The organism is Streptomyces sp. AP-93 (genome assembly GCF_022808175.1).
Taxonomy (GTDB): Bacteria; Actinomycetota; Actinomycetes; order Streptomycetales; family Streptomycetaceae; genus Streptomyces.
Window position 1 is genome coordinate 80,899 of the sequence record NZ_JALGBX010000024.1, and the last position, 12,992, is coordinate 93,890.

Genomic DNA, 12,992 nt, shown 5'->3' on the forward strand with positions numbered 1-12,992 from the left:
AATCAGCCCTGCCGGATGACCAGTCTGCCACCCTGCCGCTGGGCCTCGACCCGGCCGGGCAGGTTGATGGCTCCCTGACCGCGCCATCCGGTGATGAGCCGGTCGACTTCCTCGATGTGGCGGGCGAAGAGGGAGCCTGCGGGGGAACCGGCGGCGACGACGGCCCGGCGCAGCACGCGGCGGCGGACCGCGGGGGGCAGTGCGTACAGCTTGGCGCATTCCAGACGGCCGTCTTCGTCGCGAACGCCGCGATCGGCCTCGGCGGCCCAGGCGTCCAGGGCGTCGGCGTCGTCGCGGGAGAGCTGGGCGGTGCGGGCGAGCGCCTCCACGACCCCCTTGCCGAGCGCCTTCTCCAGGGCGGGCAGTCCCTCGTGGCGCAGCCGGGAGCGGGTGTAGGCGGGGTCGAGGTTGTGCGGGTCGTCCCAGACCGACAGGGACTGGACCATGCAGGCCTTGCGGGCGGTCTGCCGGTCGACCTGGAGGAAGGGCCGGCGGTAGCGGTGGCTGCGGCCGCGGGCTCCGGGGTCGCCGGGGCCGCCGGAGACTTCGGCCATGCCGGAGAGCGAGCGGATGCCGGAGCCGCGGGCGAGGCCCAGCAGGACGGTTTCGGCTTGGTCGTCGCGGGTGTGGCCGAGCAGCACGGCGACGGCGCCCAGCCGGTCGGCGGCCTCGTCCAGGGCCGCGTAGCGGGCGTCGCGGGCGGCGGCTTCGGGGCCTCCGTCGCGGCCGACGCGCACGGCGACGGACAGGGCGGGGTCCAGGCCCAGCGCGGTCATGCGGGTGACGACCTCGGCGGCGCGCAGGGCGGAGCCGTCCTGGAGGCCGTGGTCGACGGTGATGCCGCCGGCCCGGATTCCGAGTTTGGGGGCCTCGAAGGCGAGGGCGGAGGCGAGCGCCATGGAGTCCGCGCCGCCGGAGCAGGCGACGAGGACGAGCGGGGCGGTGTCGGGGAGGGGGTCGTGGGGGGCGGCACCGGCCGAGGATCCGACGGTGCGGCCGGGGCGGCCGACCCGGGGTGCGGGGGTGGTGGCGGGACGGTCGGTGAGGTCGGTGAGGACGTCGTGGAGTACGCGGCGGACCGCCAGGCGTATCGCCGCGACCGCAGGATGGGGACCCATGTCCGGTGCCCTTCGTGGAGTTCGGATGCCTCGGAGGCGCTGGGGAGGCGTTGGGGGAGGTGGTGTGCCGGTGTGCTGCCCGGCTCCCCCGCGTGCGGGGGGCTGTCACTCAGAGTGCGTCGATGGTGACAGAACCGAGCCGTTCCCCGAGCATTGCACGCCCTTCCACGCCCCACGGTCCCTCGGACGGGTGACGCTGCTTCCCCCAGAGGGACATCTTCACCGGGCTTCTCCCAGGATGCCCCAGGCTTCAGCCTGGGGAGGAATGAGTCCTTGGGGCGTCGCAGCCGAGTGCTCTGCGTAGCGCTCTGGCCTCGGCTTGATCTGCTCCGGCCGGTCCTTCTAGCGTGTTCTGCGTGAAGATTGTTGCGCAGGTGAAGTTGTTGCCTGCGTCTGTGTATGACGCGGACGCGCTGGCGGCGACCCTGCGTGCCTGCAACCGGGCCGCGAACCATGCTTCCGCGGTGGCGTTCGCCGAAGGTCTCAAGCGGCGCAACGTGTTGCAGGAGAAGGTGTACTTCGCTCTCAAGGCGGACTACGACCTGGGGGCCCAGCCCGCTGTACGGGTAGTGAAGAAGGTGTGCGACGCCTACGCCACCCTGAAAGGAAACGTCAAGGCCGGGAGCCTCGGGCCAGAGGGATCGAGGCGGCGCCTGCGGGCGGAGTCGAAGCCGATCGTCTTCCGTGAGGACGCGGCCCAGCCGTTCGATGACCGGATCCTGACGTGGAACCTCGACCGGCAGACCGTGTCGATCTGGACGGTCGCGGGCCGGTTGAAAGGCATCACGTTCGTCTGCTCCCCGAACGCGATGAAGCTGCTGACTTCCCGTAAGGGGGAGTCGGACCTGGTGATGCGCGACGGAATGTTCTTCCTGATCGCCACGATCGAGGTGCCCGAGCCCGAGGCGTACGCGCCGGCGGGCTTCCTCGGCGTGGACCTCGGCATCGTCAACATCGCCACCACCAGCGACGGCGACATCCTGGCCGGGCGCGCGCTCAACCGGTACCGGCAGCGCCACCGCGACCTGCGACGCAAGTTGCAGGCCAAGCGGACCAAGTCCGCCAAGCGGGTCCTCAAACGCGTCGGACGCCGTGAGGCCCGGCACGCCGCGAACACCAACCACATCATTGCCAAGAAGCTCGTCACCACCGCTGAACGCACCTCTCGCGGGATCGCCCTGGAAGACCTGGGTGGTATCCGGCAGAGGGTTACGGCCAAGAAGGACCAGCGGGCACGACTGCATTCCTGGGCGTTCGCCCAGCTCGGCTCCTTCGTGGAGTACAAGGCACGACGGGCGGGTGTGCCCGTGGTCTTCGTAGACCCGCGCAACACGTCCCGGCAGTGCTCGGAATGCCGGCACACCCACCGCTCCAACAGAGTGGCTCAAGCAAGGTTCGTCTGCCGGTCCTGCGGGACCGTGATGCACGCGGACCACAACGGCTCCCGCAACATCGCCCACCGTGGCGAGGCTGCGTGGCAGCGGGGCGCAGTCAACCGCCCCAGAACCAGCACAAGCTGATTCCGGACGCAGGGGAACCACGCAGCAGCCAGCCGCACTCCACTTGCAATCCCAGCCCGCCCGACCGAGCCGACAAGCTCGGTCCCTCAGGGCCAGGAAGTTGACGCCTCTCCGGTCACACCTCTTCGCTTGCCTCGCTCTGCTCGCTCCCCTTGCGGTGGACCCGGGCCACCCAGTCCCCGGGGCTGGCGATCTCGGCCTTGGTCGGCAGTGTGTTCGGGGAGGTCCAGACCCGGTTGAAGCCGTCCATGCCGACCTGGCCGACGACGGCGCGCACGAAGCGTTCCCCGTCGCGGTACTGGCGCAGCTTCGCGTCGAGGCCGAGGAGTTTGCGCAGCGCGGCGTCGAGCCGGCCGGCTCCGCTGGCCCTGCGCTGCTGGAACTTCTCGCGGATCTCGGCGACCGAGGGGACGACCTCGGGGCCGACCCCGTCCATGACGAAGTCGGCGTGGCCCTCCAGCAGGGACATGACGGCGGTGAGCCGGGCCAGCACCTCGCGCTGCTCGGGGGTCTGGACGAGCTCGACGAGGGAGCGGCCCTCGTCCCCGCGTTCCGCGTCGGGGCGGGCGCCGGCGAAGGACTGGGCGGCCTCGCGCAAGCGCTCCAGAACGGTCATCGGGTCCATTTCGGTGGCGCCCAGGAACGTCTGGATTTCGCCCTCCAGGTGTTCGCGGAGCCACGGGACGGCCGTGAACTGGGTACGGTGCGTCTCCTCGTGCAGGCAGACCCAGAGCCGGAAGTCGTGCGGGTCGACCTCAAGCTCCCGCTCGACGTGGACGATGTTCGGCGCGACGAGCAGGAGCCGGCCGCCCGTGGCGGAGCCCGGGAGGTCCAGGCCCGGGGGCGCGAAGGTCTCGTACTGGCCGAGCACGCGGGAGGCCAGGAAGCTGAGCAGCATGCCCAGCTCGACGCCGGTGACCTTGCCGCCGACCGCGCCGAGCACGGCGCCGCCGGGGGTGCCGGCGCGGCGGTCCTGCATCTTGCCGAGGAGGGGGGACAGGAGCTCGCGGAAGCCCGCCACGTTGGCCTTGACCCAGCCGGCCCGGTCCACGACGAGGACGGGGGTGTCGGCCGGGGCCATGCCGTCGGGCATCATCCGCGTGAACTCGCGTACGTGCCGTTCCGAGGTCTTGGCGTGCCTGCGCAGTTCGGCGACGACGGCCCGCGCCTCGTCCCGGCTCACCTCCGGACCGGGCCGCACGAGCCTGGTCGCGGTCGCCACCGCGAGGTTCCAGTCGACCATCTCCGCACCACCGAAGCTCGTCATGCGTCAACCGTACGTGGACCTGCGCGCGTGCGGGATCCCCAAGGGGCGGGCGGGATCCTCAGGAAGCGGTGGCCACGGCCGCCGCGAGCTTGTCGAGGCCCTTCTCGGCGGGGCCGGGCTCCGGGGTGTTCGCGGTCAGGAACGCGAAGGCGAGCAGTCGGCCGGTGGGGTCGACGACGGTGCCGGCGAGGGAGTTCACACCGCTCAGGGTGCCCGTCTTGGCCCGCAGCAGGCCGGCCGCCGGGGAGGCGCCGGAGTTGCGGGTGCGCAGGGTGCCGGTGAATCCGGCGACGGGCAGTCCGGTGAGGACGGGCCGCAGTTCGGGGCGCTGCGGATCGGCGGCCTTGGCGAGGAGGGCGGTGAGGAGGCCGGCGCTGACCTTGTCGGCGCGGGCCAGGCCGCTGCCGTCGGCGAAGCGGGAGCCGGCGGTGTCGACGCCGAGGGCGGCGAGTCTGGCGCCGACGGCCCGGGCGACCCCGTCGAAGCTCGCGGGTGCTCCGGAGGCGAGGGCGGTGTGGCGGGCCAGGGCTTCGGCGATGTCGTTGTCGCTGTGGGTCAGCATCCGCTCGACGAGGCCGGCGAGCGGCGGCGAGAGGGTGGTGGCGAGCGGGACGGCCCCCGTGGCGGCCTTGGCCCTGGCGGGCTCGCCGGTGACCTTGACCCCGCGTTCCCCCAGCAGGGCGGCGAAGGCCCGGGCGGTGTCGCGGGAGGGGTCCTGGCTGCGCTTGACCGGGCCGGAGAAGGAGTTGTCGGGGCGTCCTTCGTCGGCGGTCAGGGCCGTGACGGGCGCGAGGTTGGGGTTGTTGCCGATCTGGTGGAGGACGGGGCCGGTGTAGAGCGAGTCGTCGTAGCCGAGGGCCACGGAGTCGGTGCCGGCGGCCTTGAGGGCCTGCGCGGTGTCCGCGGCCAGCGCGACGAGGCTGCCGCCGGAGCCGGCGGGGGCCTTCTTCTTGGCGGTGAGCGAGGGGTCGCCGCCGCCGACCAGGATGATCCGGCCGGGTTCGGCGCCGGGGGTCACGGTGGTGCGGATCCGGTGGTCGGGGCCGAGGGCCGCGAGGGAGGCCGCCGCAGTGGCGATCTTGATGGTGGAGGCGGGGGTCATGGCTTCCCGGGCCCCGGCCTCGAAGAGGACCTGCCCGGTGGCGGTGTCGATCACGGAGGCGCCGCGGACGGTGCCGAGGGCGGGGTCGGCGAGCAGCGGCCGCAGGGCGGCGGCGAGGGCGGCGGAGTCCACGGCTCCGGCCTGGTCGCCGGATCCGGCTCCGGCCGGGCGCACGCCGGCGAGCACTCCGGGGGCGCTGGGGGCGGCCTGCGGGAGCGCCGCGGGGGCGTCCGTACCGTGATCTGCGCCACCCGTACGGCCCCAGGAGGCGGCCTTGTCCCGCTCGGCCTTACGCTGGCCGGAGTCCCAGGGACCCGCGGCGGCCACCGTCGCGGCCGACAGGGCGAGGCCGGCGACGGCCGACACCGCGATGAGCTGCCAGGTCTTGACCAATGGCACCTCGGACCAGCCCCTTTCGCGATCACACACATGCGTGAGGGACACTTAACCATTGCGTCTTGCCGCGAGCATGGCACCCCACCCGGCAGGGCCGGGTCGGCCACGCACGCAGGCGAATCAACGCAGTCTCGAAGCAATCAAGCTGCTGAAGCTGATCATGGAGGAGCAGGACGTGGAGTTCGACGTCACCATCGAGATCCCCAAGGGTTCGCGGAACAAGTACGAGGTGGACCACGAGACCGGCCGGATCCGTCTGGACCGTCGTCTCTTCACCTCGACCAGCTACCCGGCCGACTACGGCTTCGTCGAGAACACCCTCGGCGAGGACGGCGACCCGCTGGACGCGCTGGTCATCCTTGACGAGCCGACCTTCCCGGGCTGCCTGATCAAGTGCCGCGCGATCGGCATGTTCAACATGACCGACGAGGCGGGCGGCGACGCCAAGCTGCTGTGCGTGCCGGCCTCCGACCCGCGCGTGGAGCACCTGCGCGACATCCACCACGTGTCGGAGTTCGACCGCCTGGAGATCCAGCACTTCTTCGAGGTCTACAAGGACCTGGAGCCGGGCAAGTCGGTCGAGGGCGCGAACTGGGTCGGCCGCACCGAGGCCGAGGCCGAGATCGAGGCCTCGTTCAAGCGCCTCGAGGCCCAGGGCGGCCACCACTGAGCTCCGCTCGGTGACGGGGCGGGCCTGAGGCCCCTCCGACCCCATTGACGCCGCGGGCGGTATCCCTTGAACGGGGTGCCGCCCGTCGTCGTGTCCGGGTGCGGGTGCGTTGCCGGGGGCCGGCCCCCGGACCCCCGCTCCTCAAACGCCGGAGGGGCTGATTTCGGCCCGGAGGTGCTGGATTCGGCCCGGGGTGCCGGGATCCGCCCGGCGAAGCCGGATTTGGCCCGGCAGGGATGGATTCGGCCCGCCTGAGCGGGGGATCCATGCGTTCCGCATACTGATACGGCCGGGCCAGGGACTGGAGGACGCGTGGCGGAGGGCGAGGGATCCGGGGCAGAGGACCGGAAGCCGAAGTCGGACGAGGCGCGCAGCGCGTTCGCCGTGCCGCACGGGGTCGGGGTGGAGCCGGAGGCGGTCGAGGAGGACCAGCCGACCTCGGAGTTCGCCGTCCCCGACGGGCTCGCGTCGGTGGCCGTGGAGCCAGAGGGGTCCGCGTTCGCCACGCCGCACACCTACAGTGCCGCCCACTCCCCACCGGCCTACACCGGCCCTCCGGGCTTGCCCGTCACCCGGTTGAAGGAGTCCCCCTGGCAGGACCGCATGCGCACGGTGCTGCGCATGCCGGTCGACGTCCGGCCGGTGCCGGAGCCCTCGCAGCGGCTGGCCGTGGAGACCGGGCCCGCCGTGGGGCGCGTGCTCGACCTGACGCTGCGCATCGGCGAGCTGCTGCTCTCGGGCGGCGAGGGCGCCGAGGACGTGGAGGCCGCGATGTTCGCCGTGGCCCGCAGCTACGGCCTGGACCGCTGCGAGCCCACCGTCACCTTCACCCTGCTGTCGATCACCCACCAGCCCTCCCTGGTGGACGACCCCGTGTCGGCGAACCGCACCGTCCGCCGCCGCGGCACGGACTACACCCGGCTCTCGGCCGTGTTCGCCCTCGTCAGCGACATCACCGCGCACGAGGTCGACATCTCGCTGGAGGACGCCTACCGCCGGCTCGCCGAGATCCGCCGCAACCGGCACCCGTACCCCGGCTGGGTGCTCACCGGCGCCGCCGGCCTGCTCGCCGGCGCGGCCTCCACGCTGGTCGGCGGTGGCGTGCTGGTGTTCTTCGCAGCCGCACTCGGGGCGGTGCTCGGCGACCGGCTGGCCTGGCTGTGCGCCGGGCGCGGGCTGCCGGAGTTCTACCAGTTCGTGGTCGCGGCGATGCCCCCGGCCGCGATGGGCGTGGCCCTGAAGATGACCGACCTGGACGTGCGCTCCTCGGCCGTCATCACCGGCGGGCTGTTCGCCCTGCTGCCGGGGCGGGCCCTGGTGGCAGCCGTGCAGGACGGTCTGACCGGGTATTACATCACCGCCTCCGCCCGGCTGCTGGAGGTCATGTACCTCTTCATCGGCATCATCATGGGCGTCCTGGTGGTGCTCTACGTCGGCGTCCAGTTCGGCTCCAATCCGCAGCCGGAGGACGTCCTCCAGATCGAGCAGCGGCCGCTTCTCCAGATCGCCGCCTCGATGGTTCTGGTGTTCACGTTCGCGATCCTGCTCCAGCAGGAACGTTCCACCGTGTGGTTCGTGACCCTGAACGGCGGGATCGCCTGGGTGATCTACGGGGCCCTGCACTACGCCGCCAAGATGCCGCCGGTGCCGTCCACCGCGATCGCCGCCGGACTGGTCGGCCTCTTCGGACAGCTCCTCGCCCGGCACCGGTTCTCCTCGGCCCTCCCCTTCGTCACGGCCGCCATCGGCCCGCTGCTGCCCGGCTCGGCCACCTACTACGGGCTCCTGCTGATCGCCGAGAACCGGCTGAACGAGGGGCTGGCCTCGCTGACGAACGCCGCGGCCATCGCCCTCGCCATCGCGATCGGCGTCAACCTCGGCTCCGAGACGTCCCGCCTGTTCATGCGCATCCCCGGCGCGGCCAGTGCGGCCAAGCGCAGCGCGGCGAAGCGCACCCGCGGGTTCTAGGGCCTGGAACGCCGATGCCCCGCCGACCGGTAGTCCTGGTCGGCGGGGCATCGTACGAGGCTTCGGGCAGCTCTAGCGCTTCGCGTGGCGGCCGCTGCGCTGCTGGCCGGGGGCCTGCGGGTCCTCGCCGGCGCCGGGCTCCGTGCCGGCCTCCGCCGCCGCCTTCTTCTGCTTGCGGGACTTCAGCACCTCGATGATCACCGGGATGACCGAGATCAGGACGATGCCGATGAAGATCGGCTCGACGTTGTTCTTGATGATCTCGAACTGGCCGAGCTGGTAGCCCAGGATCGTGACGCCCGCGCCCCACAGGACGCCGCCGATGATGTTGAACGTCAGGAACGTGCGGTACTTCATCGCAGTGGCGCCCGCGACCATCGGCGCGAAGGTGCGGATGATCGGCACGAACCGCGCGAGGACGATGGCCTTGGGGCCGTGCTTCTCCATGAATTCGTGCGCCGCGTCGAGGTTCTCGCGCTTGAAGAGCTTGGAGTTCGGCCTGTTGAAGATCTTCGGGCCGAAGACCTTGCCGATCATGTATCCGACCTGGTCGCCGAGGATCGCGGCGATCACGATCAGGGTGCACACCAGCCACAGCGGCTGGCTGATGGTGCCGCTCGCGATGAACAGGCCCATCGTGAAGAGCAGGGAGTCGCCGGGCAGGAAGGCGAAGAGCCCCGATTCGGCGAACACGATGACCAGGGTGCCGACCAGGCCGAATTGCCCGATCAGATACTCCGGGGAGATCCACTCGGGGCCGAGCGCAAGCGTATTCACGGGTTCCGGGCTCTCCTGGATCAGGTGGGGGGTGTCCGTCCAATTATGAACGCACACCACCCCCTCCTGGTTCCAGGGACGGGCGGCTAGACCTTGCAGACGGCGTTGGCCAGGATCGCGTCCCGCACGAACACCGCCAGCCCCGGCCGCACGGCGTCGTAGTACGCCGTGAACCGCTCGTCCGCGACGTACATCTCGCCGAGGCCGGTGTGGATCTCGTACGTGCAGAAGTAGTGGCTGCCGTTGATCCAGCCGCGGTGTTCCTCGGCCAGGTCCATGGCCTCCTCGGACTCCGCGGATGTCCCGGAGTCCAGCAGGGCGGCGAACCGCCGGTTGATGTCCTCGGCCAGGGCCTGGATCCGCAGCCAGTCCTCCTTGGTGCAGGAGGCGGTCCGGCGGGCGGACTCCCGGTAGGTGTCGCCCCAGCGGCGTTCTGCCTCCTCGGCGTGCTCCCCGGGATCGAAATCGCCGAAGACCTCGAACCGCTCCTCGGGCGTGAGGTTGATGCCCATCTTCTTCGCCTCCATGGCGTGCTCGACGGCCGCGGCCATCTGCTGGAGCCGGGCGATCCGGTCGGTCAGGAGAGCGTGCTGCCGGCGCAGGTGCTCCCCCGGGTCCGATTCCGGGTCGTCCAGCAGGACCGCGACCTCTTCGAGCGGAAAGCCGAGCTCCCGGTAGAACAGGACCCGCTGCAGCCGGTCGAGGTCGGCGTCGTCGTACCGCCGGTGTCCCGCATGGCTGCGGCCGCTCGGGGAGAGCAGCCCGATCTCGTCGTAGTGGTGCAGCGTGCGCACCGTGACTCCGGCGAATCCGGCGACCTGGCCCACGGAGTAGCCCATCGCTTTCCGCTCCTCTTCTCGGGTACGCGGCCCAGCCTGGTCCCTCACGCCGCGTGAGGTGCAAGCCCCGGTACCGGGCCCGGACGCCGGACCCGGTGGTTCAACGACCCGAACCGGAAGCCGGAGCCGGGTCCGCTAGCGGCTCAGTTCCCTGAACCGCTTCACCGCCAGCGGGAAGAACACCGCGATCAGGGCCACCGGCCAGGCCACCGCGAGCAGTTCCGCATGGATAGCGGCCCACGAGTCGCCTGCGGCGCCCGGGTTGCCGAACAGGCCGCGTACCGCGGAGGCCGTCGCCGACATCGGGTTCCACTCCACGATCGCGCCCAGCCAGGACGGCATCGATTCGGGCGAGGCGATGGCGTTGGAGAGGAAGCTGACCGGCCAGACCAGGATCTGCACCGCCTGCACCAGCTCCGGCTTGCCCGCGACCATCGCCAGGTGGATGCCGATCCACAGCATCGCGAACCGCAACAGCAACAGCAGCCCCACCGCTCCCATGAAGGAGGCGAATCCCTCGTGCCAGCGCCAGCCGATCGCGTAGCCGACCGCGAGCATCACCGTCAGGCCGACCACCGACTGCAGCATGTCCGCGACGCTCCGGCCGACCAGGACCGCGCCGGAGTGCATGGGCATCGAGCGGAACCGGTCGATGACCCCCTTTCCGAGGTCCTGGGTGACCGAGAGCATGGTCCCCTCGAGGCCGAAGGCCATGGTCATGGTGAGCATGCCGGGGACGAGGTAGGCCTTGAAGTCTCCCTGGACGCCCGCTCCACCGCCGATCAGGTAGCTGAACATCAGCAGCATCATCACGGGGAAGACCAGCCCGACGACCACCTGCACGGGCTGGCGCGTCCAGTGCGCCAGTTCGCGACGGGTCATCGTCCACGAGTCGGCGGCCGCCCAGCGCAGCTTCGAGCCGGTGTCGTACACCGTATCCACGGGGAGCGCCGTGTTCACGGGGTGCGTCGCGCTCATGCGGCATCCTCCTTCGTCAGGTGTATGAAGACTTCGTCGAGGGTGGGCCGGCGCACCGCGATGTCCTCGGCCTCGATCCCGGCCGCCTCCAGCGCCCGTACGGTCGCGGTCAGGGCGGCCATCCGGTTGCTCACCGCGGCGCTGACCATCCGCCGGTCCTCGTCCACCGTCGCTGCGCCGGGCAGCAGGGAGGCCGCGCGCGCCAGCTGGGCCGCGTCGTGCAGGACCACGTCGATGCGGTCGCCGCCCGTCTTGGTCTTCAGCTCGTCGGCCGTGCCTTCCGCGATGACCTTGCCGTGGTTGATCACCGCGATCTGGTCGGCCAGCTGGTCGGCCTCCTCGAGGTACTGCGTGGTCAGCAGAACGGTCGTGCCGCCGCCGACCAGGGAGCGCACGGCACTCCACACCTCGGTGCGGCCGCGGGGGTCGAGCCCGGTCGTGGGCTCGTCCAGGAAAAGGACCTGCGGCCGGGAGATGAGGGAGGCCGCGAGGTCGAGCCGCCGCCGCATGCCACCGCTGTACTGCTTGACTGCCTTCGTTCCGGTGTCCTCGAGCCCGAACTGGCGCAGGAGTTCATCGGCCCGGACCCCCGCCCTGCGGGCGCCGAGGTGGTAGAGGCGGCCGAACATCTCCAGGTTCTGGCGGCCGCTGAGCTCCTCGTCGACGGCGGCGCTCTGGCCGAGCAGTCCGATCCGCGAGCGCACCTCGTCGGCCCGGGTCCTCGCGTCGATGCCCGCCACCTCCACGCGTCCCTCGTCGGGGCGCAGCAGCGTGGACATGATGCGGACGGCCGTGGTCTTGCCGGCACCGTTCGGGCCGAGGATTCCCTGGACGGTACCGGCCCGGACGGTGAGATCGAGGCCGTCGAGGGCCCGCTTGTCCCGGTACCTCTTCCGCAGTCCTTCGACGACGATCGCCGGATCGTGGTCAGACAAATCGCTCTCCTCGCTTGATGGTCAAACTTGACTAGCCCCCTCAAGGTAGGCCGCCTTCATTGGTTAGTCAAACTTGATTAGAGATAGGGTAGTCAAAATGAGCTAGGAGGGAGAGGCCCGTGTCAGCGATCCGGCTGCTGGTCCTGGGCGCGGTCCGCATGCACGGACGGGCGCACGGCTACCAGGTGCGCAACGACCTGGAATTCTGGGGCGCCCACGAGTGGTCCAACGCCAAGCCCGGTTCGATCTACCACGCGCTCAAGCAGATGGCGAAGCAGGGACTGCTCCTCGCGCACGAGGTCGCGCCGAGCGCCGTCGGCGGCCCGCCGCGCGTCGAGTACGAGATCACCGACCAGGGCACCGCGGAGTACCTCACGTTGCTGCGCCAGGCCCTGACTTCGTACGACCAGAAGATGGACATGCTCTCGGCCGGCATCGGATTCATCGTCGACCTGCCGCGGGCCGAGGCCGTCGCACTCCTCAAGGAGCGCATCAGCGGTCTCGAGCAGTGGCGGGCCGGGGTCACCGCGTACTACACGCCGGAGGAGGGGCCCGAACAGCTCGGGCACATCGGCGAGATCATGAACATGTGGGTGCACTCGGCCGACAGCGAGGCCGCGTGGACACGCAGTCTGATCGGGCGGATCGAGGGCGGCGCGTACACCTTCGCGGGGGAGGGCGAACCCTTCGTGGGGGTGCTCGCGGACGACGAGCCGAACCCGTTCGCGACGGGTCCGCATCCCGAGGACCTCCGCTAGCGGCGCACCCCGGCGGCGGCACCGGTGCCGCCGCCGGGTACACCCCCGCGCGCCGTGGCCCGTGCTGTTGCCGGTCACAGCACTACTAGCCCATGGCGCGGGTGCCGTCGATTGACTCGCGGATGATGTCGGCGTGACCCGCGTGCCGGGCGAACTCCTCCACCAGGTGCAGGAGCATCCAGCGCATCGAGACCTTGGCGTCCGCCGGGAACCACGGGGCCGGAGGCAGCGGGAAGCTCTCGTCGAGGCTGGGTACGGCGGTGATGAACGCCTCCGTCTCCTGCCTGATCCCGTCCCAGTAGGCCAGCACCGAAGGCATGGACTCGTCCCCGACCAGCCGGAAGCCGTCGGCCCAGTCGCCCTCCGGGGGCTCGGTCTCGCCCTGCGCCATCCGCAGCCAGCCCTCCTCGCACTGCGCCGCGTGCTTGAGCAGCCCGGACAGGGAGAGCTCGCTGACACTGGGCCGGCTCGCCGCCTGCTCCTCGGTCAGCCCCTGCGCGGCCTCGCGCAGCGCCGTGCGCTGGGCCTCGACGAAGGCGAGGAGCGTGCCGCGCTCGTCACCGGGGACCTCCATGGAAATCTGAGCCATGACCTGACCGCCTTCTGTTCCGTGTGTCCTGCGTGTCTCTCCTGCTGACGAGAACCACGTTACGAACCCTTGCGG

Annotated in this window: 11 protein-coding genes and 1 pseudogene; 4 read left to right on the plus strand and 8 right to left on the minus strand. The window is 71.0% G+C overall.

Features of this window, described 5'->3' with window-relative positions; all coding sequences use genetic code 11:
- Window positions 1-2: 2 nt before the first annotated feature.
- A complete protein-coding gene (tilS, locus tag MTF69_RS32490; RefSeq protein ID WP_243339813.1) occupies window positions 3-1,118 on the minus strand; it encodes a tRNA lysidine(34) synthetase TilS in 1,116 nt (371 codons plus the stop codon).
- 347 nt (window positions 1,119-1,465) lie between these two features.
- On the opposite strand from tilS, the gene MTF69_RS32495 reads away from it, so the two are divergent.
- Complete coding sequence (locus tag MTF69_RS32495) at window positions 1,466-2,638, plus strand: RNA-guided endonuclease InsQ/TnpB family protein (RefSeq protein ID WP_374324618.1); 1,173 nt, start codon at window positions 1,466-1,468, stop codon at window positions 2,636-2,638.
- A gap of 115 nt (window positions 2,639-2,753) precedes the next feature.
- On the opposite strand, the gene MTF69_RS32500 is transcribed toward MTF69_RS32495, so the two are convergent.
- Window positions 2,754-3,905: a zinc-dependent metalloprotease gene (locus MTF69_RS32500; protein WP_243339815.1), complete on the minus strand. Its 1,152-nt coding sequence runs from the start codon at window positions 3,903-3,905 to the stop codon at window positions 2,754-2,756.
- A gap of 58 nt (window positions 3,906-3,963) precedes the next feature.
- Window positions 3,964-5,406 (minus strand): D-alanyl-D-alanine carboxypeptidase/D-alanyl-D-alanine-endopeptidase, encoded by a 1,443-nt coding sequence (gene dacB / locus MTF69_RS32505; RefSeq protein WP_243339816.1) that lies wholly within the window; start codon window positions 5,404-5,406, stop codon window positions 3,964-3,966.
- A gap of 172 nt (window positions 5,407-5,578) precedes the next feature.
- Here dacB and MTF69_RS32510 point away from each other — a divergent pair, with 172 nt between their 5' ends.
- Window positions 5,579-6,073: an inorganic diphosphatase gene (locus tag MTF69_RS32510; protein ID WP_030756147.1), complete on the plus strand. Its 495-nt coding sequence runs from the start codon at window positions 5,579-5,581 to the stop codon at window positions 6,071-6,073.
- 312 nt (window positions 6,074-6,385) lie between these two features.
- A complete protein-coding gene (locus MTF69_RS32515) occupies window positions 6,386-8,041 on the plus strand; it encodes a threonine/serine exporter family protein (RefSeq protein WP_243339817.1) in 1,656 nt (551 codons plus the stop codon).
- 108 nt (window positions 8,042-8,149) lie between these two features.
- Here MTF69_RS32515 and MTF69_RS32520 read toward each other — a convergent pair.
- The 4 genes and pseudogenes from MTF69_RS32520 to MTF69_RS32535 form a co-directional block, all read right to left on the minus strand.
- Window positions 8,150-8,818 (minus strand): annotated as a pseudogene (locus MTF69_RS32520) (DedA family protein); the annotation flags it as partial.
- Between the two features lie 86 nt (window positions 8,819-8,904).
- Window positions 8,905-9,657: a MerR family transcriptional regulator gene (locus MTF69_RS32525; RefSeq protein WP_243339818.1), complete on the minus strand. Its 753-nt coding sequence runs from the start codon at window positions 9,655-9,657 to the stop codon at window positions 8,905-8,907.
- Between the two features lie 135 nt (window positions 9,658-9,792).
- Entirely contained in the window at window positions 9,793-10,635 is an 843-nt protein-coding gene (locus MTF69_RS32530) for an ABC transporter permease (RefSeq protein ID WP_243339819.1), read from the minus strand.
- A complete protein-coding gene (locus MTF69_RS32535; RefSeq protein WP_243339820.1) occupies window positions 10,632-11,570 on the minus strand; it encodes an ATP-binding cassette domain-containing protein in 939 nt (312 codons plus the stop codon). The genes MTF69_RS32530 and MTF69_RS32535 overlap by 4 nt, the downstream gene beginning before the upstream one ends.
- Before the next feature lie 119 nt (window positions 11,571-11,689).
- Between MTF69_RS32535 and MTF69_RS32540 the strand changes: the two genes are divergently transcribed.
- Complete coding sequence (locus tag MTF69_RS32540) at window positions 11,690-12,328, plus strand: PadR family transcriptional regulator (protein ID WP_243339821.1); 639 nt, start codon at window positions 11,690-11,692, stop codon at window positions 12,326-12,328.
- Window positions 12,329-12,413: 85 nt separating this feature from the next.
- Here MTF69_RS32540 and MTF69_RS32545 read toward each other — a convergent pair whose 3' ends face one another.
- Complete coding sequence (locus MTF69_RS32545) at window positions 12,414-12,917, minus strand: DinB family protein (RefSeq protein ID WP_243339822.1); 504 nt, start codon at window positions 12,915-12,917, stop codon at window positions 12,414-12,416.
- Window positions 12,918-12,992 lie beyond the last annotated feature (75 nt).